Origin of the sequence: Streptococcus sp. 11-4097 (assembly GCF_018215285.2) — a bacterium.
Classification (GTDB): Bacteria; Bacillota; Bacilli; order Lactobacillales; family Streptococcaceae; genus Streptococcus.
Window position 1 is genome coordinate 2,010,448 of the sequence record NZ_CP185262.1, and the last position, 20,617, is coordinate 2,031,064.

The following is a 20,617-nucleotide window of genomic DNA, read 5'->3' on the forward strand; positions in this document are numbered from 1 at the left end:
CTTTTTCAAATTATTCTGTTCGTTATTTCTTAATACCAGCCGTTGTTAAGCCAGAAGTTTTTAGCGGCTGACCATGAACCGTAACGTCCTGCAACGTAGGCATCTGCTACACGTTCTTGGTTTTCAGCTGAGTAGTCACCGTTCAAGTATGAATCTGTCAATTGGTAACGTCCAATGTATTGGCCGTTTGTAGCTGTATAGCTACCACCTGATTCTTTTTGTGCAATCCATTCTTTAGCTTCTGCTTCAGAGCCACTTACAGTTGCAGCTGGTGCTGAAGTTTCTGCTGCAGCAACAGTTTCTTCTGCTACAGATGCGCTTGTCACTGGAGCTTCTTCTGCTACTTCTGTAGTTTCTGCTACTGGAGCTGAAACAGTTTCATCTTGAGCAGCTGGTGCTGCATAAGTAGTTGGCGCTGGTGTTGCAACAGGTGCTACAGGGCCATCGATAACCAACTCTTGACCAACATAAATCAAATGAATGTTGTCGATGTGGTTGTTTTCTGCCAATCTCTCAACAGTTGTGTTGTGAGTTTCAGCGATTTCTGAAAGTGTATCACCTTCTTTAACAGTGTAAGTTGATGATTCTTGAGCAGATACAAATGATGGAGCAAATACTGCAAACAAGGCAGCTACTCCTGCAAGAGTTGTTTTAATCTTTTTAGTTGTTGATTTCATATTCGAAAATTCTCCTTCTTTCTATAGTACTATCATACCCTTTAAATATTACTGTTTCTTGACACTTTTATGTAGAAATATTACAAAATTATTTTTTATTTCCCTAAATAAGCTATTTTTTGTTACAAAAGATGCTTTTTTATGCTATTTGTAGTGTAAAAAGGTTTTTATCCACAATTAAAGCCAAGACCTTCATTCTTTGATATAATAGAGATAAGAATTTTTATAAGGGGAAACTGATGAAATCACTTCGTTTTCAATCTGTCTTTGATATCATCGGACCAGTTATGATTGGCCCATCTAGTAGTCATACCGCTGGTGCTGTTCGTATTGGGAAGATTGTCTCTTCCATTTTTGATGATACTCCGACAGAAGTCGAATTCCAACTATTTAACTCATTTGCCAAAACCTATCGTGGTCACGGAACAGACCTAGCCCTTGTTGCAGGTATTTTGGGCATGGATACAGATGATCCTGAAATCCCAAACAGCCTGGAAATTGCCCACAAGCGTGGCATCAAGATTGTCTGGACCATTCAGAAAGACAGTAATGCTCCTCATCCAAACACCACTAAAATTACCGTCAAAAATGCTCACAAGACCATCAGCGTGACTGGTATTTCTATCGGTGGAGGGAATATTCAGGTCACCGAACTCAATGGCTTTGCCGTCTCTCTCAATATGAATACACCGACTATCATCATTGTTCATCAAGATATTCCAGGTATGATTGCCCTCGTAACAGAAGCCCTTTCACGCTATGGTATCAATATCGCCCAGATGAATGTTACTCGTGAAAAAGCTGGTGAAAAAGCCATTATGATTATCGAAGTCGACAGTCGCAACTGTGATGAGGCCATCGAAGAAATTCGTAAAATCCCTCATCTCCACAATGTCAATTTCTTTAAATAGGAGGAAGCATGTTTTATTCTATCAAAGAATTGGTCGAGCAAGCAGATCTGGACTTTCAAGGAAATGTCGCAGAACTCATGATTACAACAGAGTTTGAATTGACCGGTCGCGAACGTGAAGAAGTCTTCCTTCTCATGGAACGCAATCTGGAAGTCATGAAAGCCTCTGTCCAACTTGGCCTCAATGAAAATAAATCTCGTAGTGGCCTGACAGGTGGAGATGCTGCCAAATTGGATCACTACATTAAAAACGGAAAAACTCTGTCAGATTACACGATTCTCTCTGCTGCCCGAAATGCCATTGCAGTCAATGAACACAATGCCAAAATGGGCTTGGTTTGTGCCACCCCGACCGCAGGAAGTGCTGGCTGTCTGCCTTCCGTTCTCACTGCTGCTATTGAAAAATTAGACCTCAGCCACGAGCAACAGCTGGATTTCCTTTTTGCTGCGGGTGCCTTTGGACTAGTCATCGCAAACAATGCCTCTATCTCAGGTGCTGAGGGTGGTTGCCAGGCTGAGGTTGGTTCTGCCTCTGCTATGAGTGCTGCCGCCTTGACTCTAGCTGCCGGTGGAACACCTTATCAGGCCAGTCAGGCTATTGCCTTTGTCATTAAAAATATGCTGGGCCTTATCTGTGACCCTGTTGCCGGCTTGGTCGAAGTTCCCTGTGTCAAACGCAATGCCATGGGAGCTAGCTTTGCCTTCATCGCAGCAGACATGGCCCTGGCAGGTATCGAATCTAAAATCCCTGTGGATGAGGTTATCGATGCCATGTACCAAGTGGGGTCAAGCATGCCAACTGCCTTTCGTGAAACAGCTGAAGGTGGACTCGCTGCCACCCCTACTGGTCGTCGCCTCCAAAAAGAAATTTTCGGAGAATAAGTTTATCAAATAGGAGAAACCATGACCTCTATCACAGCGATTTTTTTCGATCTGGATGGAACCCTCGTTGACAGTTCTATCGGGATTCACAATGCCTTTACCCATACCTTTAAGGAGCTGGGGGTGCCCAGCCCTGATGCCAAAACTATTCGTGGTTTTATGGGACCGCCTCTCGAAAGTAGTTTTGCGACCTGCCTTCCCAAAAACCAAATTTCTGAGGCTGTCCAGATATACCGTTCCTACTATAAGGAAAAAGGCATCTATGAAGCTCAACTCTTTCCTCAGATTGTAGACTTGCTTGAGAAGTTATCGAGCAATTACCCTCTTTATATCACCACTACAAAGAATACTCCAACTGCTCAGGATATGACTAAAAACTTGGGAATCTATCATTTCTTTGATGGCATTTATGGTTCCAGCCCTGAAGCACCCCATAAGGCAGATGTCATTCGCCAAGCCTTGCAGACACATCAACTAGCACCAGAACAAGCCATCATCATCGGAGATACCAAGTTTGATATGCTTGGAGCTCAAGAAACAGGCATTCAGAAATTGGCCGTCACTTGGGGATTTGGAGATAAGGCAGATCTACTAAACTATCATCCTGATTATATCGCCCACAAACCCCTACAAGTTTTAGAGTATTTTCAATAACATAGACTGGGCGACAACCCCATTTCAGAAGAAAATGAAGCAAGTTTACACATAACAAAACGCATATTACCAAGGTTTTTCAAGACCTGATAATATGCGTTTTTCTTTTTTATTCAACGTGGGTTGTTTGATTGGCAAAGGCGATAATGGCTTGCTTCAACTCATCTCCACTAAGAGTGCGGAACTCTTCAATCTTTTGATCGATGGCTTCTAGAGGCATGACATTAACCTTACCAACGAAAATCTTATCCATAACCTGATTGTCAACGAGTTCGGTTGATACCAAGAGTTCCTCGTAAAGTTTTTCGCCTGGGCGGATTCCAACTTCAACAATTGGAATTTCGCTTTCGGTGTGGCCACTTAGAAGGACCATTTTCTTGGCCAAGTCATAAATCTTGACTGGTTTGCCCATATCAAGGATAAAGACTTCTCCATCCTTGGCATAGGCACCAGCATGGATAACCAAACGGCTAGCTTCTGGAATAGTCATAAAGTAACGGGTCATGCGGAAATCTGTCACCGTTACAGGCCCACCTTCAGCAATCTGACGTTCAAAGACTGGAATGACACTACCACGGCTACCAAGTACATTCCCAAAACGAACTGCACAGTAGGTTGATTGGCTACGTTGGTTAAAGCCAGTGACAATCAACTCAGCCACGCGCTTGGTTGCTCCCATAACATTTGGTGGATTAACCGCCTTATCTGTCGAAATCATAACCATCTTAGGTACTTTGGCTTCATCAACAGCCTTAGCAACATTGTAAGTTCCACGGATATTGTTTTTGAAGGCTTCTTTTGGATTGCGCTCCATCATCGGAACGTGCTTGTGAGCTGCCGCATGATAAACAATAGCTGGCTTGTACTTTTCAAAGACTTGCAAGAGACGGTCATAGTCTTGAATGTCCGCAATCACAGGTACATAATCAATCCCTTGGAACTTACGAATCAATTCATGATAAACAAGGTAGATTGAATTTTCCCCATGACCGAGCAAGACAATGCGTTCAGGATTGAAGCGACTAACTTGGCGACAGATTTCAGAACCGATCGAACCTCCAGCACCTGTAACCAAGATTGTCTTACCTGTCAGTTCTGCGCCCAGACGCGATTCGTCAAGACGAATTTCCTGACGACCCAAAAGGTCTGTGATATCAATCTTCTGGAATCCTCCACCTGCTTGGTGAAGTCCCTGAACAACGGTTTCAACCTTAGGCATCTTGTAACATTTGACACCCAGCTTATTACACATCTGCAAGATACGCTCATATTCTGACGGGTCAAGTGACGGAATCGCAACGATAACACGCTCGATTTGATGGCGTTTGGCTAATTCAGGCAGATTATCATATGAACCCAAAACAGGGATTCCACCAAGTTTTTGACCCTTTTTCTTCGCATCCTTATCCAAAATACCGACAAGTTCTAATTCACTAGTTGGATGTTGGTAACTATCCATAAAGAGAGCTCCACCATCACCGGCACCAATCAAGAAGGTCCGACGGTGTTCTCCATCACCACTTCCCTTTTTGCGTTTGGAGTAGATTAACTGCCAAGTAATACGTGGCAATAAAATTAAGAAGGTACTCAACAAGATAAAGAGCACGATAAAACGGATAGAGAAGAGAGGCAAGAAGGCATAGCAGATACTATATGACAAGATACTGCTAGCAGTCACACCAAAAAAGATTTTCATGAAATCCGTAATCTTGCTGTAACGACTAATACTAGCGTTCAACCCCCAAAATCCAATCATCAATTGATAGAACAGGAAGGCCAAACTCGTATAGATAATGTAGTCAACAGGTGCTGGATTAATCAATCCGTAGAATAAAATATAAGATACAATGATGGAAACCACCATACTCAAAATATCAAATATTCCCCAGAAAACCTGTTTTTGTTGTTTATTTAAAATTTCCACCAGATCAATCACATAATCTGTGAGTTTTTTATTCATAGAAATTTACTCCTCCTTAAAAGAGTTTTACTATATTGTTATTGTAGCACATTTTAATTTATTTGGCTTATTTTTCCAAATAAATTACTGTTCCCTTGTACTCTTTCTTCCATTTAAATCCTCTAATTAAACCTACAATCGTTCCAAGGCCATAAGCAAAGTGAATGGAAAATAAAAGAAAGGGCATCACAATTAGAAATCCATTTTTATGTTTTAATAAAGTCAGCAAAGTGAGTAATGACAAAAGTAGAAAATAGGCACCTAATTGTAAAGTTATGAATACGAATGTGATCGGTAACAATGCTAGACTAAACACAAGACTCAAAACAAATAAACAAGGAACATAGTGAAATAATGATAAACACTTAGGCTGAACATGACTTGTCAAGCCAATCCACAAACCATTTGAATACTTTTGATGCAGCATTTTCTTGAATGTTGGTCGAATATACTGATAAGATAGAATACTTGGGCTATAGCGGATTTTATAACCATGTTCTCGAATTCTATAATGAATATCATTATCTTCAGTTCGGCCAAGTTGCTCATTTACTAAACCAACCTTCTGGAAAACCTCTCGTTTATACATCCCATGAAAAATAGAAGAAACATATCTATCCTCGGAACTCTTTCGATAATTGGCAATACTACTGCCAAACATATTTTCCTCAACAAGATGCAAGGTCTCTGCCCATTTTCCCTTTCCTTCAACAATCGTCGGTCTAGGTCCCCCACAGACTGATTCACCTTGTTGAATAACAGCCACATTATTCATTACAAAACTCTCAGTAACTTTTGAATGAGCATCAATTTTTAAAATAAGGTCCCCTACAGAATGTTTAACTCCCAGGTTAAAACCACTAGCTTGATTTTTCTTAGGATTGTTATACAATCTGATTGAGTTAAACTCTGTGTCTTCTTTTATAAATTGCTGAATGATGGCTGTTGTCCCATCTGCAGACATAGCATTTATAAATAGAATTTCAATATTTTCTTTAGGATAGGTTTGATTTTTTAAGTCTTCAATTAGACCAGGCAGATATTTTTCTTCATTGTATGCACTGATTACAATGGATACGAGAAGACTTTCAACATTTTGAGTCACTACTACTCTCCTGAATTTTTCCTTCCACTATTTTATCATAATTTTCAAGACTTTCCCATTTTTATCTTGAAAGCCCAAAACCTTACTTGACATTATAAGGAAAAAACCTTAAAATAAGCTGTTATTAAAATCAGCTAGAAGAGGTATTATATGAAAAAGCAATCACTCTTTTTTGTTCCAGGTATTATCCTGATTGGTGTTTCCTTGCGGACTCCTTTTACTGTTTTACCCATTATTTTAGGAGATATTTCGCAAGGACTGGGAGTAGAAGTTAGTTCGCTTGGTGTCTTGACCAGCCTTCCTCTCCTCATGTTTACCCTCTTCTCGCTCTTTTCTACCCGACTGGCTCAAAAAATCGGCTTGGAGCATCTCTTCACTTACAGCCTCTTCTTCTTGACCATTGGATCACTTATTCGACTAATCAATCTACCCCTGCTCTATCTAGGAACCTTGATGGTTGGGGCAAGTATCGCAGTCATCAATGTTCTGCTTCCTAGTCTTATCCAAGCTAATCAACCAAAGAAAATTGGTTTTCTGACCACCTTATATGTAACCTCTATGGGGATTGCAACGGCTCTAGCCTCCTATCTGGCTGTGCCCATTACACAAGCCAGTTCTTGGAAAGGACTTATCATCCTCCTCACCCTGCTCTGCCTAGCAACTTTTTTGGTCTGGCTGCCTAATCACCGCTATAATCACAGACTTGCTCCACAAACCAAACAAAAAAGCAAAGCAAAAGTCATGCGTAATAAACAGGTCTGGGCAGTGATTGTCTTTGCAGGTTTTCAATCCTTGCTCTTTTACACCGCTATGACCTGGCTACCTACCATGGCTATCCATGCAGGACTATCCAGTCACGAAGCTGGCTTGCTGACCTCTATCTTCTCTCTGATTAGCATTCCTTTTTCAATAACTATCCCAAGCCTGACAACCAGCTTGTCTACTCGTAACCGTCAGCTCATGCTCACTCTGGTTTCACTCGCTGGTGTGGTCGGCATTTCCATGCTCTTCTTCCCAATCGGTAATTTCTTTTACTGGCTTGCCATCCATCTCCTCATCGGAACCGCAACCAGCGCCCTTTTCCCTTATCTCATGGTCAACTTTTCACTCAAGACAAGCGCCCCTGAAAAGACAGCCCAATTGTCCGGCCTATCTCAAACAGGAGGCTATATCCTAGCAGCCTTTGGGCCGACTCTCTTTGGTTACAGTTTTGACGTTTTTCACTCTTGGGTGCCAGCTGTAGCTGCCCTCTTGCTCGTCGATATCCTGATGACTGTGGCTCTCTTCACAGTGGACAGAGCCGATAAAATCCTCTAAACTTCTAGTTTTGCCTAGGAGTTTTTTATATATAAAAATTTTACACATTTCTCTTGACAGGGCTTTCTTTTAGATGTACAATGTATGTGTAGAAAAATTATATATAAAAATCTTACACATTAGAAAAGGAGGTTCCCCATGTACTTTCCAACATCCTCTGCCTTGATTGAATTTCTCATCTTGGCTGTACTGGAGCAGGATGATTCTTATGGTTATGAGATTAGCCAAACCATTAAGCTTATCGCTAATATCAAAGAATCTACACTCTATCCTATCCTAAAAAAATTGGAAGGCAATAGCTTTCTGACAACCTATTCTAGAGAGTTCCAAGGTCGCATGCGCAAATACTACTCCTTGACAAACGGTGGTATAGAGCAGCTCGTGACCCTAAAAGATGAATGGGCACTTTATACAGACACCATCAATGGCATCATAGAAGGGAGTATCCGCCATGACAAGAACTGAATACCTGACTCAGCTAGAACTCTATCTCAAAAAACTGCCTCAGGCTGACCAAATTGAAGCCATGGACTATTTCAGGGAACTCTTTGACGATGCTGGAGTCGAGGGAGAAGAAGAACTCATCGCTAGTTTAGGAACTCCCAAAGAAGCGGCCCACGAAGTTCTCTCAAATCTTCTCGATAAAAAAATCAATGAAGCACCTGCTCAAAAGAATAACCGACAAATTTTGCATATCGCCTTGTTAGCCCTACTTGCAGCACCCATCGGTATTCCTTTAGGAATCGCCATTCTCTTGGCTCTTTTCGCAATCCTTGTGGCCGCTTCGAGCGTCATCTTGGCTTTCTTTGTAGTTTCCATACTTGGTATCATCGGTGGATTCCTATTTTTAGTTGAAAGTTTCACTGTCTTAGCCCAAGCTAAATCAGCCTTTATCTTGATTTTTGGTTCTGGTTTACTGGCTATCGGTGCTTCTTCACTAGTCTTACTAGGTATTTCCTATGTAGCCCGCTTCTTCGGCCTACTCATTGTTCGCCTGGTGCAATTTGTTCTCAAAAAAGGAAAGAGAGGTAACCAGCATGCGTAAATGGACAAAAGGATTTCTCATTTTTGGTGTGGTGACTACCGTTATCGGCTTTATCCTGCTTTTTGTAGGTATCCAATCTGACGGAATCAAGAGCCTACTTGCCATGTCCAAGGAACCTGTCTATGATAGTCAGATGGAAGAGCTGACCTTTGGCAAGGAAGTCGAAAACCTAGATATTACGCTCCACCAACACGCACTGACCATCACAGACTCTTTCGATGATCAAATCCACATTTCTTATCATCCATCTATTTCTGCTAACCATGATCTTGTCACAAATCAAAACGACAAAACTCTAAGCCTCACTGATAAGAAACTGTCTGAAACTCCATTTCTCTCTTCTGGAATTGGCGGGATTCTCCATATCGCAAGTAGCTACTCTAGTCGTTTTAATGAAGTTATTCTCCAAGTTCCAAAGGGAAGAAGTCTAAAAGGGATCAACATCTCAGCAAATCGCGGTCAAACCAGTATCACTAATGCTAGTCTTGAAAATGCGACCATCAATACCAATAATAGCTATCTCCTCCGAATTGAAGGAAGTCGTATCAAAAACAGTAAACTCACAACACCAAATATTATCAATATCTTTGATACAGACCTTACAGATAGTCAGCTAGAGTCAACAGAACATCACTTCCACGCTGAAAATATCCAAGTTCACGGCAAGGTGGAATTAACTTCTAAAGACCATCTTTCAATCACTCTGACGCAAAAAGAAAGCCAACGAATTAATTGGGACATCTCAAGCAACTATGGTTCTATCTTACAAGCCACAAGAGAAAAACCTGGATCAAAATACACAGAATTAAGTAACCCTTACAAAACTGAAAAAGCTGGTGTCAAGGATCAACTCATTGCTAGAGCTGATAATGATATCACTCTAGTATCCACACCAATCAGACGTTGACAAAAGCGCTTACATCTGCTACTATGGAAGCATATTTATCTAACTAAAAAGGAGGTTCTACCATGAAACAAGAATGGTTTGAAAGTAATGATTTTGTAAAAACAACAAGCAAGAACAAACCTGAAGAGCAAACTCAAGAGGTTGCAGACAAGGCTGAAGAAAGGATAGCCAATCTCGATACACCAATTGAAAAAAATACTCAAGTAGAGGAGGAAGTCTCTCAAGTTAAAGTCGAACTTGAAAATCAGCAAGAAGAGAAAATTGAAACGCCTGAAGACAGTGAAGCAAGAACAGAAATAGAAGAAAAGAAAGCATTAGATTCTACTGAAGAAGAGCAAGATCTTCCTAAAGAAACAGAAAAAGTCACTATAACTGAAGAGAGTCAAGAAGCACTTCCTCAGCAAAAACCAACCACGAAAGAGCCCCTTCTTATCAGTCAATCCTTAGAAAGTCCCTATATCCCCGACCAAGCTCCAAAATCTACGGATAGGTGGAAAGAGCAAGCGCTTGATTTTTGGTCTTGGCTAGTGGAAGCAATCAAATCTCCTACAAGCAGTCTTGAAACAAGTAGCACACACAGTTACACAGCCTTTCTTTTGCTCATTCTGTTTTCTGCATCTTCCTTTTTCTTTAGTATCTACCACATCAAACATGCTTACTATGGACATATAGCAACTATGCATAATCACTTCCCTGAACAATTTGCTTCATTGAATCTCTTTTCGATTATCTCTATCCTAGTAGCAACAACACTCTTCTTCTTTTCATTCCTCTTGGGTAGTTTCGTTGTGAGACGATTTATCCACCAGGAAAAAGACTGGACGCTAGAAAAGGTTCTCCAACAATATAGTCAACTCTTGGCAATTCCAATCTTCCTCACTGCCATTGCTAGTTTCTTTGCCTTCTTTGACAGCCTGCGATTTACAGCCCTCTTGTGTGTGATTAGCATTGGAATCATTCTGCTTGCTAGCCTCCATATCATTACAAGACCAAGTCAATCAAGTGAAACCGACTCCTTCTATCAATTATTCTTGTCTGTCCTTGTGAACGGAGTCATTATCCTCCTCTTCTTTGTAGCTGAAGTGGCACTGATTGGGGATTATCTCCGTATCTTAGCCTTTCTTTAAACTTCATACTCTTCGAAAATCTCTTCAAACCACGTCAGCGTTGCCTTACCGTAGATATATGTTCCTGACTTTGTCAGTCTTATCTACAACCTCAAAACAGTGTTTTGAGCAGCCTGCGGCTAGCTTCCTAGTTTGCTCTTTGATTTTCATTGAGTAGCAATCCTGTCTTCCATGGCAGGATTTTTTCTATGTCAAAAAAGCAAGTCGATTGACCTGCTTCTGCTTTACTTTTCTTGTGCTAATGCTTTAAAATCTTTGTCTAAGATGGGTTGCACTTCTAATTGATTGGCATCTAGTTGGTGGTAAGATGCTGATGGTAGTGACTCTAGGAATTTTGCATAGTCCAAGCGGGCAATAGCTTCATAGTCTTCTGGTTTAGAGCCATCTCCTGTAATTTGAACCAAGTCAATCTCCCACTGGACTTCCTTATCCACCAATTGCTCAATATAGGCTGTAGGCACAAATGGTTCTCTCGGCAAAACGGTCTTGACTCCTTGAGCCAGATGGTAAACGCCATGCACTTTTCCTTCTCCATCCTGATAGAAGGAAACTCTTGCAAAGTAGGCATCTGTCTCTTGAACCGCACGCACACGCGCTTCAAACTGAGCCAAGCCATCTTCCTCTAAAAAGCTTTTCAAATTCTCATGACTAAAGAAAACAGGATTAAAAATTCCTTGGCAAATCGTAAAACGGGCTGCATTATCTGCCAGATGGGCTTGAATACTTGCTTGGAAATAAGCTTCAAAGTCAAAACCATCGAGCCCCTCAATCTCAGTTCCTGTGTAAGCAAGCAGGGCATCTAAAAATGATTTGATAATCTCCCAGTCTGTCTTTGTGAGTAGGTCAGGAAGATCGACACGATAAGCCTTTTGACCATCATCATAACTAATCTTAAAGAGAAATTGTGATTGCCCCACTATCGCACACTCGATATACTCGAGACGGTTAAGTGGCTGACGGAGATAAACTGCATCATAACTATGCGACTCCAAACCATCTAGCAAGGCCAAGATGGACTTGGCAGTCAAAATTTCCTGTTCTCCTAAAATGCTCTGTTTATTTGGAATAAAAAATGTTTTCGTCATAACTGGACTCCTTTTGAAATCGTTTACATATAGTATACCCTATTTTTCTGAAAGATACAGAAACAAACTTTAGATTTTTGAGTAAAAAGCATAGAAAAACAGCCCCTAAGGACTGTTTGATCTTATACAGTAGCTACTTGATCCAAGCTTTCACCGATAGCGGTTAGGCGCTCGACAACTTCTGCTTGTGTCAATTCATTTTCTGAAATATAGCGGTTACGTGGGTGAACACGGCATTCGTGTGAGCATCCACGAAGGTACTTGTCTTCATTTTCTTCTGATGTCAAGATACGACGGTTACAGAATGGATTTCCACAGTTGACATAACGTTCACATGGTGTTCCATCAAACCAGTCTTTTCCTACGATAGTTGGGTTGACATGGTTAACATCTACGGCAATACGCTCGTCAAAGACGTACATTTTCCCATCCCAAAGTTCACCTTGGACTTCTGGGTCTTTACCGTAAGTTGCAATTCCTCCGTGCAATTGGCCGACATCTTTGTAGCCTTCACGGACCATCCAGCCTGAGAATTTCTCACAGCGAACACCACCTGTACAGTAAACCACGACGCGCTTGTCCATGAATTTTTCCTTATTATCACGAACCCACTGTGGCAACTCACGGAAGTTGCGGATATCTGGGCGGATAGCCCCACGGAAATGTCCTAGGTCATACTCATAATCGTTACGTGTGTCAAGGACAACGGTATCTTCGTCAAGAAGGGCTTCTTTGAACTCTTTTGGAGACAAGTAGGCACCTGTTGTTTCAAGTGGGTTGATGTCGTTGTCAAAGTCGTTGTCTTCCAAACCAAGGTGGACAATCTCTTTCTTGTAGCGAACAAACATCTTCTTGAAGGCTTGTTCACTTTCTTCGTCAATCTTGAACCAGAGGTCTTCCATGCCTGGGAGGCTGTGAACGTAGTCCATGTATTTTTGAGTTGTCTCATAATCCCCTGAAACTGTTCCGTTAATTCCCTCGTCAGCGACTAGGATACGGCCTTTAAGGCCGATTGATTTACAGAAAGCCAAGTGGTCTGCAGCAAATTGCTCTGCATTTTCAATTGGAGTGTAAAGGTAGTAAAGTAAGACACGAATATCTTTTGCCATAAGATTTGTTCTCTTTTCTATTCTTAAATTTTCAGAATTTTTCATCTAACTATACTAGTATACCTGCTTGAGAAAACGAATGCAATTTATTTGACTGGAAATTGTAGAAAGTGGCCTGTCCCTGCACTTCATCAGTAACCATAGCGAATAGCAGATAATTCTCTCAATTTTTTGATCTGCTCAGCTTGACTTTCTGATAAACTTAGCTTGTTATCAATCAATACGCGCGCAAAGTCAACGTTCATTTGACTCAAAATAAATGGAGTAGAGGTCCCATCGTCCTCTAATCGTCTTTTATAACTCACTAACTGATTTTTCAAAGGAGCAAGTTGAGGCGTATTGTTTATACCTTCCAGTAGGTTATCTATGATAGTCATGGCTTCACAACGTCTTTCGCTTCCTCCTGCAAACCATTTTAATGGTGTCATACTCATTTTCCTCCTGAAACTCACTTATAAATTTGATAAACTATCATTCCTAACTCTCGTACCAATATTTTACCCAAACACTCTCTGTAAAAAAGTCAGCAAAAATGGTAATGTTGCGAAAATATTATTAATCACATGCACCGTATAGGAAGGATAAAAGCTCTTGGTATAGCGGGTCAAACTAGCAAAGATGGTGCCAGATGTTGCAAAAACGAAGATATCTAACAAACTAGGCAGGCTTGAAAAATGAGGAAGAGCAAATAAAATTGACGGAAGAAGCAAATCAAGGCCAAATCTCGAATGCTTAAAAAAGGCGTGTTGCAGTAATCCTCTATAGATTAGCTCTTCCATAAGTGGAGTCAGAAAGAACAAAGTTATATAGATACCTAGCTCAGCAAAGTTGGTCCCACTATAACCGATCAATACAGCCCAACCTTCAGCAGTTGACTGAACATGTTTAGCTGTCTGAACGTTAAAAGAGATCTGGAGCACTACCACTAGTACTGTCAAAATCGAATACCAAAGCCATTTTTTTCTCGGAATGCGAAAAAGATAGCCGTGCCCTGTCTTAAACAGAATCCAAATCATGACTCCGCTAAATAGCAAACTCAAGAGATTTTGAATCCAGACGAAATTGCCAATCTGGGAAGAAAATTGCCAATAATTTTGAACAATAAGCGTCAGATGAGAAAGACCAAATACGAAAAATAAGTAAGAGAAAACTGCACTTATTTTGAATAGAAGTTGATACTTCTTCATATGAACTCTCCTTTGTAAACTCGATACATCTCTAATATAAGCTATATTTTCCTAAATCCTTACTCAAAATCCTAAATGGTACTTGAGATTTCCTGAATGGTTAAATAGTGATAAAATAACATAGATATCTATGCTCTCGTTTCAAAAAATCACTGCCTCCCCCAGATAAGCCTGAGGAAAACAGTGATTCAGTTTTTAGGAATTAGGAATGAATACACGAAATCAATTGATCTTATGATTTTTTGTTTTTCAAGAATTCATCATATTGTTTTTGCATTTCGTTCAATACTTTATCGTAAGCACCTTCAGATTTCAATTTTTCCATCAATTCTGGAATAGCTTTATCTGGGTCTACAGTACCAGTGTTGATAGCTGTATCGAATTGTTGCATTGTGTTAGAGATTGCTGAGATTTCAGATTTCACATTGTCAGTGTTAAAGATGAATCCAAGCGCTGGAGATTCTTTAGCTTCTGCCAATTGTTTCTTAGAATCTTCGATTTGTTGGTCTGTAACGTTTTCGTTGATGTAAAGGATCCAGTTGTTACCTGTGTTCCATCCACCCATGTGAGTGTTTCCTTTGTAGCCATCAAGGACTTTAACACGGTTTTCTTTACCTGGAAGTTTTTCCCAGTTCTTGCCTTCTGGACCGTATACAAGACCATTCAAGAGTTCTGGGTTAGTGTTCAAGAGGTTCAACACTTCCATTGATTTTTCTTTGTTCTTAGAGTTGTTTGAGATAACAAAGTTAGCAACTTGTGTTGTTTGGTTTTTCTTGATGAAGTTAGTGATTGGTTTGATTTGGATATCTTTGTTAGCAACACGTGAAAGCAAGCTGTTACCGTAGTCAGCTGGTCCTACTGTTTCTTCACGAACGAACCAAGTATCTTGTTGAAGGTCAAATGAAGTATCGCTTGTTGCTACGTCTTTTGGAATGTATCCAGCTTCATAGAATTTGTGAAGAGTCTTCAAGTGTTCTTTAAAGCGAGGCACTTCGTAACGGTTTACAATCTTAGTAGTGTCCCCTTCAAGGTCGATAACGAATGGAAGTCCATTTGGAACTGGGTAGTCAAAGTTATCGGATGGGATGAAGTTCTTAGTAACCGCAAATGGCACTACATCTGGAGCTTTTTCTTTGATTTGTTTCAAGACTGGTTCAAGTGTTTCATATGAGTTTACACCTGAAATGTCGATACCGTATTTAGCAAGAAGAGTTCCGTTGAAGGCGAAGTTTTGAGATGACGCAACGTTGGCTGCAACTGGAACAGCGTAAATTTTACCGTTTACAGTATTACCCTTGATGTAAGCTGGGTCAAGTGCTTTATAAAGCTCTGCCCCTTCTTTCTTATACAAGTCAGTCAAGTCAGCATAGGCACCTTTTTGAGCATTTACAACATAGTTAGATGCAAAGGCGATATCGTAGTTTTCACCAGATGATGTGATAACTGACATTTTCTTATCATAGTCACCCCATCCAAGATATTGGATATCCAATTTAGCACCAACTTTTTCACCGATGATTTTGTTAGCATTTTCTAGCAATTCATCCAAGTTATCTGGTTTGTCACCGATTTGGTACATTTTGATAACAGTTTTTTCACCTGAAGCTGAGTCAGCAGCTTTTTTGCTGTTACCTGAAAGGTTTCCACAAGCAGCGAGACCAGCAGCCAAAGCGACTACGCTAGCAGATGCAAAAGCATATTTTTTCCAGTTTTTCATGACAAAAACTCCTTTTTTTATTTTTAAACTTATAAACAATATAATGATTTTAACTTCACGCAAGGGAAGTTGGAAAATGAGAAATGTTTTTTCTCGACAAGCACTATTCTTTCACACCACCGATAGTCAAACCTTTTACAAAGTAGCGTTGGAAGAATGGATACAAAATCGCGATTGGAAGGGTTGCGACCACAACCATGGCCATACGACCTGTTTCTTTTGGAAGAGCAACTCCCAGTTGACCAGATAGGCCGACTGCTTTGGCGATGTAGTCCATATTTTGCTGGATTTGCATGAGCAAATATTGCAATGGATACAAGTTGTCACTCTTGATGTAAAGAAGGGCGTTGAACCAGTCATTCCAGAAACCAAGAGCTGTCAAGAGCGTGATGGTTGCGATACCTGGTAGTGACAATGGCAAACAAATTTGGAAGAAAATCCGGGCCTCACTAGCACCATCGATACGAGCGGATTCTAGAATAGCTTCTGGAATGGTCTTCTTGAAGAAGGAACGCATCAAGATGATGTTAAATGGTGAGAGAAGCATTGGAACAATCAAGGCCCAAACTGTATCACCAAGTTGAAGTAAACGAGTTACCACGATATAGCCCGGTACCAAACCAGCATTGAACAACATACTAAGAAGGGCAAAAATCGTAAAGAATCTGCGATACTTAAAGGTTGTCCGTGAGATAGCGTAGGCATAGGTTGTTGTGATAAAAACGTTTGTGATAGTCCCCACCACTGTTACAAAGACTGAGATGAAGAGGGCTTGGAGGATTTTATCCTTAAACTGTGCCAAAAATTCAAAACCGTCTAATCCAAATTGAGATGGGAAGAAGCTGTATCCATTTTGGAGGATACTCTTTTCATCTGTCACCGAAATAACGATAACGAATACAAAGGGTAGGATACAAGAGAGGGCAACCAAACCAGAAATGGTACTAAAGAAGATATCTGCTTTCTTACTGAAGGAGTGAATGCCGACATTATCAATTTTTTCTTTTTTAATTTTCTTTTCTGCCATATTCTCCTCCTTTCTAGAACAAGGCTGAGTTTGGATCAACTCGTCTTGCAAGTAAGTTTGATAGGATAACCAGAATCAAGCCGACTACTGATTGGTAGAGACCTGCCGCTGAAGCCATCCCGATATCCGCTGTCTGAGTCAAACCATTATAAACATATACGTCCAAGACGTTGGTTACGTTATAAAGCTGACCAGCATTGTGGGGGATCTGGTAGAAGAGACCAAAGTCTGCACGGAAGATATTTCCTACTGCAAGGATGGTCAATACGGTTACCAATGGTGTCAACTGCGGAATAGTTACATTGCGAATTCGTTGCCATTTGCTGGCCCCATCCACTGTCGCTGCTTCGTAGTAGGTTGGATCAATTCCCATGATTGTCGCATAGTACATGACACTGCTATATCCAAAGCCTTTCCAAATACCTAGGAAAAGTAGGAGATATGGCCAGATACCCAAATCAGCGTAGAAATTGATTTCCTTCATTCCGATAGATTCTAGGAAATGGTTGAACACCCCTTTATCAATGTTTAGGAAGGCATCTGTAAAGAAACTGATGATAACCCAAGACAGGAAGTAAGGGAACAACATGGAAGTTTGGAAGATCTTAACCATTCTCTTAGAACGGAGTTCACTGAGGATGATGGCAATCCCTACTGATACAATCAAACCGATAAAGATAAAGCCGAGATTGTAGAGGACAGTATTTCGAGTAATGATAAAGGCGTCTTTTGAACTAAATAAGAATCTGAAATTATCGAGTCCGACCCATTTACTATTCACGATACTATCTATGAATCCATTACTGGTCATGTGGTAGTCTTTAAAGGCAACCACGTTCCCAAATACTGGAATGTAGAAGAATAGAATCAACCAGAGTGCCCCTGGCAAAACCATCAAGAGAAAGATCCAGTTGTCTCTCAAGGTTTTTGAAAACTTATTCATAATTTCCTCCCTTTTTTATTTTGATATCCATCTAAAAATTCCTTTTTAGACTTTTGATAACGATTACATTATTAGTATACTCCTATTTGAAGGTTAGGTTAAACTACTAATTATAGAAAAAACTCCACAAATTATTTTATGTGGAGTACTTTTTAAGAATGGGATGTTTCACGAGAAACACCCTGCTCAAGGCAAGGTGTTCTTGTTTTTTTATGTCGTGTAAATGGTTGAAGCTGTCGCAATGGTATGCCACTGGTTGGCTGTTGTGGCTGCGAAGTCCTTGTCTACGTAAAAATCAGTAAATGGCAGGATTTCCACTTCTAACTCATCAATACGGTCAAGCTGGCCAGCCAGATAAGCCTCGATGCGACTTTCTGCTCGCTTAATGCGTTGCAAGAGCCCGCCCATACGGATATCGACCGTATCCAAGCCAAAGACCTTGTTTTCTTTCAGCCATTGGTGGCTAAAGAGGGCATGGAAGTCTTCAATTTGGCTTCTGAGTTCTGGTAATTCTTGTCTGGCGATTTCTTGCAGACTTTCCTTATCGTTTATTTGATAGGCCTGACGAATGCGTCGTCCCACGTCCACTTTGCTACTTAAAATCTGATTCAACTGGGCCTGAGTTTCAAAAAGGTAGGCATAGTTGCCAGCTTTTTCTTTAATGTTAGCAAGCGTCTCAGCAGCCTGAGCGAAGTGCGGCTTGTCCTGTTCAGGTGTCATGTGTCGGTCAAGGAGCGGACACAGAATATCCTGATAAAAGGCATAGCGGTTAGGATTGATGCCACTGAGATTGCCTGGTAGGTCTGGTAAAAGGTTGGCTAGGTCAATCTGCATAAAGTCCTCAACCGATAGACCAGTATTGGTCTGGAAATGAGCAGACAGTCGGTCTATGTCATTGCGATAGCTGAGTTCTGCCCAGATTTGCAAGCTTGGTAGAATAGAAAACTGGGCTGTTTCCCCACCATTGTCCCCCCAACCCGTCACAATGACTTCTTTGATGTTATTGGCACGACAGGCTTTATTGGCTTCAAGAGCGATGAGACGACTGAAATGGTTGTTGGGTGTGAAACCAATCCACTTCCAAGCACCACCTGCAAAGGCAAGGTCATGACTAATCTTATGATGGTTGTGGAAGTTGCGATTGTATTTTTCCTCGCTATCCTGATAATAGTCCCAGTAAACCAAAGTCACTCGGTCTTTGAGACGGTCTAGGTAGACACGAGTTTCCTCTGGAATTTCCACATCACGGTCGTACTGTCCATCTGCTGACATAAGTTTAAAGAACATATCGCTCCACATCTGGCAGTGGAAACCATATTTGTCAGCAATATCCAGCACGCGCTCCAAGTGTTGGCACATGAGGAGACTACGATCCACAACACCGTTCAGAATCAAGTAGCGTCCCAAACCAACCAAGTGGGCTTCGTCCATCCCGATATTGACCTTGCGAGTCTTCAATTTAGATAGAGTAGCAAACATGCCATCAATCAGGTCATAAACCTTTTCTTCGCCGATAAGAAGAATGTCCTCTACATCACGGAGCTCCTGCACTTCTTTGACACCCCATTTAACGAAGGCTGACAAGTGGGCCAAGGTCTGGATGCAAGGAACAAAGGTCATGTCAAACTGCTGGGCATAAGCTTCGATTTCCTGCAACTCCTCTGCTGAATAAGCACCGCGGAAATAGCCAAAGTAAGGCTGCCCTTCAATCTGGTAAGTGTCTTCCATGTAGAGCTCAAAGGTTGAGTAGCCCATGAGAGCCAAGACCTCAACCATCTGCTTGGCAGAAGCCACATTCAGCACCGCATTTCTCGAACAGTCTGCCATGTAGGCTAAATCTTCATAAGCTGCTTGTTCTTCTATCTCTACTTTATCACCTTCTGCTAGAGCTGTTACCAACAAGGACAAGGCACGATAAAATTGGTGAGATTTGCGATAAGTTAGTTGATAATGGCCACCCTCACCCTTGATAGAGATAGAGGCTTGGTCAGACTGAGCGACAGCTACTTCCACATCTGGTAGAGAAATGTGCTTTTGAAGCAACTCTATAGCTTGATGTTGTTTGGGACTAAGTCCTGTAAATCTTACCATTGATTTTCCTCCTGTAACCAGTTGACAAGGGCACCATAGAGATTGGCATCTGCATGATAGGTACAAGCTTGGATAAGAGGTGCGACCGTGTATTCTTCGTAGGTAGCAACAAAGTCTTCAACAGCCTTCTTAACACCTTGGATGAAATCTGGATTTTGACTGATAGAGCCTCCCAGGCTAATGACATCTGGATCAGTCAGATACTGAATATTGAGCAAGCCTTGCGCCAGATTACGATTCATGCGCTCAATAGCTTCTTGACAAAGGGTATTACCTTCTTTAGCTTCTTGGTAAATCTTGCGACCGTCCCAGTCAGTCTGACCAGATTTTTCAATCACGTATCGCACCATATTTCCAGTTGACGCTAGTTGCGACCAGTTGTTGAGCTTTTCAGCAGGGGCAAGGGTGGTCATGTAGCCAAATTCTCCACCCAGGCCGTGGCGACCTCGATGAAGTCTACCATTGATAATCATGGCTCCGCCAATCCCTGTCCCAATCACGACACAGGCTGCATTTTCAAGTTCTGGATGAGCCAGTAATTCACTGAGTCCAACGCAGTTGGCATCATTTTCCAGATGGACAGGAATCTGATAAGAGCTAATCGCCTCATACCAAGAAAATCCGTGAATGTAGGGCACCGCACTGAAGCCATCAATCACACCTGTCTCTTGATTGACCGCGCCTGGAACGCTCATAGCAATCCCGCTATAATCCTGTTCTGACAAACGTTGATCTAGCCAAGATAGTAAGTCCTCCAAACTTTCTGGCGTTGGAATGCTTGTCTTATCTAGTATTTTCCCATCAGGAGTCAGACTGGCAAACTTAATCCCAGTCCCTCCGATATCAATCGTTGCAATGGTCATTGTTTTTACCA

The 20,617-nt window shown here is 41.3% G+C and carries 20 protein-coding genes; 8 read left to right on the forward strand and 12 right to left on the reverse strand.

Annotation, left to right across the window (positions count from 1 at the left end):
• Positions 1-29: 29 nt before the first annotated feature.
• Positions 30-677 carry a M23 family metallopeptidase gene (locus KB197_RS09965; RefSeq protein WP_064276783.1) on the reverse strand — a complete coding sequence of 216 codons (648 nt, stop codon included), beginning with the start codon at positions 675-677 and terminating at the stop codon, positions 30-32.
• A 239-nt stretch (positions 678-916) separates the two neighbouring features.
• Between KB197_RS09965 and sdaAB the strand changes: the two genes are divergently transcribed.
• The 3 genes from sdaAB to KB197_RS09980 are packed head-to-tail and all read left to right on the forward strand — an operon-like array spanning position 917 to position 3,123.
• Positions 917-1,588 carry an L-serine ammonia-lyase, iron-sulfur-dependent subunit beta gene (gene sdaAB, locus KB197_RS09970; RefSeq protein WP_000838912.1) on the forward strand — a complete coding sequence of 224 codons (672 nt, stop codon included), beginning with the start codon at positions 917-919 and terminating at the stop codon, positions 1,586-1,588.
• An 8-nt stretch (positions 1,589-1,596) separates the two neighbouring features.
• Positions 1,597-2,469 (forward strand): L-serine ammonia-lyase, iron-sulfur-dependent, subunit alpha, encoded by an 873-nt coding sequence (gene sdaAA, locus KB197_RS09975; RefSeq protein ID WP_049509903.1) that lies wholly within the window; start codon positions 1,597-1,599, stop codon positions 2,467-2,469.
• Between the two features lie 21 nt (positions 2,470-2,490).
• A complete protein-coding gene (locus tag KB197_RS09980) occupies positions 2,491-3,123 on the forward strand; it encodes an HAD family hydrolase (protein WP_064276784.1) in 633 nt (210 codons plus the stop codon).
• Positions 3,124-3,232: 109 nt separating this feature from the next.
• Here the strand turns inward: KB197_RS09980 and KB197_RS09985 are convergent, their stop codons facing one another.
• Positions 3,233-5,083: a nucleoside-diphosphate sugar epimerase/dehydratase gene (locus KB197_RS09985; RefSeq protein WP_212573729.1), complete on the reverse strand. Its 1,851-nt coding sequence runs from the start codon at positions 5,081-5,083 to the stop codon at positions 3,233-3,235.
• Positions 5,084-5,150: 67 nt separating this feature from the next.
• Complete coding sequence (locus tag KB197_RS09990) at positions 5,151-6,188, reverse strand: glycosyltransferase family 2 protein (protein ID WP_421127670.1); 1,038 nt, start codon at positions 6,186-6,188, stop codon at positions 5,151-5,153.
• A gap of 150 nt (positions 6,189-6,338) precedes the next feature.
• On the opposite strand from KB197_RS09990, the gene KB197_RS09995 reads away from it, so the two are divergent.
• From KB197_RS09995 to KB197_RS10015, 5 genes are all read left to right on the forward strand, one after another.
• Positions 6,339-7,505 (forward strand): CynX/NimT family MFS transporter, encoded by a 1,167-nt coding sequence (locus KB197_RS09995; RefSeq protein WP_064276786.1) that lies wholly within the window; start codon positions 6,339-6,341, stop codon positions 7,503-7,505.
• Between the two features lie 138 nt (positions 7,506-7,643).
• Positions 7,644-7,970: a PadR family transcriptional regulator gene (locus KB197_RS10000; protein WP_000273858.1), complete on the forward strand. Its 327-nt coding sequence runs from the start codon at positions 7,644-7,646 to the stop codon at positions 7,968-7,970.
• Positions 7,957-8,550: a DUF1700 domain-containing protein gene (locus tag KB197_RS10005; protein WP_064276787.1), complete on the forward strand. Its 594-nt coding sequence runs from the start codon at positions 7,957-7,959 to the stop codon at positions 8,548-8,550. The genes KB197_RS10000 and KB197_RS10005 overlap by 14 nt, the downstream gene beginning before the upstream one ends.
• A complete protein-coding gene (locus tag KB197_RS10010; protein ID WP_064276788.1) occupies positions 8,543-9,457 on the forward strand; it encodes a DUF4097 family beta strand repeat-containing protein in 915 nt (304 codons plus the stop codon). The genes KB197_RS10005 and KB197_RS10010 overlap by 8 nt, the downstream gene beginning before the upstream one ends.
• A gap of 62 nt (positions 9,458-9,519) precedes the next feature.
• Complete coding sequence (locus KB197_RS10015) at positions 9,520-10,584, forward strand: DUF6574 domain-containing protein (protein ID WP_064276789.1); 1,065 nt, start codon at positions 9,520-9,522, stop codon at positions 10,582-10,584.
• Between the two features lie 224 nt (positions 10,585-10,808).
• On the opposite strand, the gene KB197_RS10020 is transcribed toward KB197_RS10015, so the two are convergent.
• From KB197_RS10020 to KB197_RS10060, 9 genes are all read right to left on the reverse strand, one after another.
• Complete coding sequence (locus KB197_RS10020) at positions 10,809-11,669, reverse strand: DUF4299 family protein (protein ID WP_064276790.1); 861 nt, start codon at positions 11,667-11,669, stop codon at positions 10,809-10,811.
• Positions 11,670-11,791: 122 nt separating this feature from the next.
• Positions 11,792-12,778, reverse strand: a complete 987-nt coding sequence (locus tag KB197_RS10025; protein ID WP_064276791.1) for a rhodanese-related sulfurtransferase — start codon at positions 12,776-12,778, stop codon at positions 11,792-11,794.
• A 131-nt stretch (positions 12,779-12,909) separates the two neighbouring features.
• Positions 12,910-13,206: a bacteriocin immunity protein gene (locus tag KB197_RS10030; RefSeq protein ID WP_064276792.1), complete on the reverse strand. Its 297-nt coding sequence runs from the start codon at positions 13,204-13,206 to the stop codon at positions 12,910-12,912.
• A 69-nt stretch (positions 13,207-13,275) separates the two neighbouring features.
• On the reverse strand, positions 13,276-13,965 hold the full coding sequence (locus KB197_RS10035; RefSeq protein WP_064276793.1) for a CPBP family intramembrane glutamic endopeptidase: 690 nt from the start codon (positions 13,963-13,965) through the stop codon (positions 13,276-13,278).
• A gap of 232 nt (positions 13,966-14,197) precedes the next feature.
• Positions 14,198-15,682 carry an ABC transporter substrate-binding protein gene (locus KB197_RS10040; RefSeq protein WP_064276794.1) on the reverse strand — a complete coding sequence of 495 codons (1,485 nt, stop codon included), beginning with the start codon at positions 15,680-15,682 and terminating at the stop codon, positions 14,198-14,200.
• Between the two features lie 103 nt (positions 15,683-15,785).
• Positions 15,786-16,709 carry a carbohydrate ABC transporter permease gene (locus tag KB197_RS10045; RefSeq protein ID WP_000818353.1) on the reverse strand — a complete coding sequence of 308 codons (924 nt, stop codon included), beginning with the start codon at positions 16,707-16,709 and terminating at the stop codon, positions 15,786-15,788.
• A 13-nt stretch (positions 16,710-16,722) separates the two neighbouring features.
• Positions 16,723-17,652 carry an ABC transporter permease gene (locus KB197_RS10050; RefSeq protein ID WP_001032152.1) on the reverse strand — a complete coding sequence of 310 codons (930 nt, stop codon included), beginning with the start codon at positions 17,650-17,652 and terminating at the stop codon, positions 16,723-16,725.
• Positions 17,653-17,862: 210 nt separating this feature from the next.
• Positions 17,863-19,743, reverse strand: coding sequence for a beta-N-acetylhexosaminidase (locus KB197_RS10055; protein WP_064276795.1), 1,881 nt, complete (start codon positions 19,741-19,743; stop codon positions 17,863-17,865).
• Entirely contained in the window at positions 19,737-20,606 is an 870-nt protein-coding gene (locus tag KB197_RS10060; protein ID WP_064276856.1) for an ROK family protein, read from the reverse strand. Before KB197_RS10060 ends, KB197_RS10055 begins: the two co-directional genes overlap by 7 nt.
• Positions 20,607-20,617: the final 11 nt, after the last annotated feature.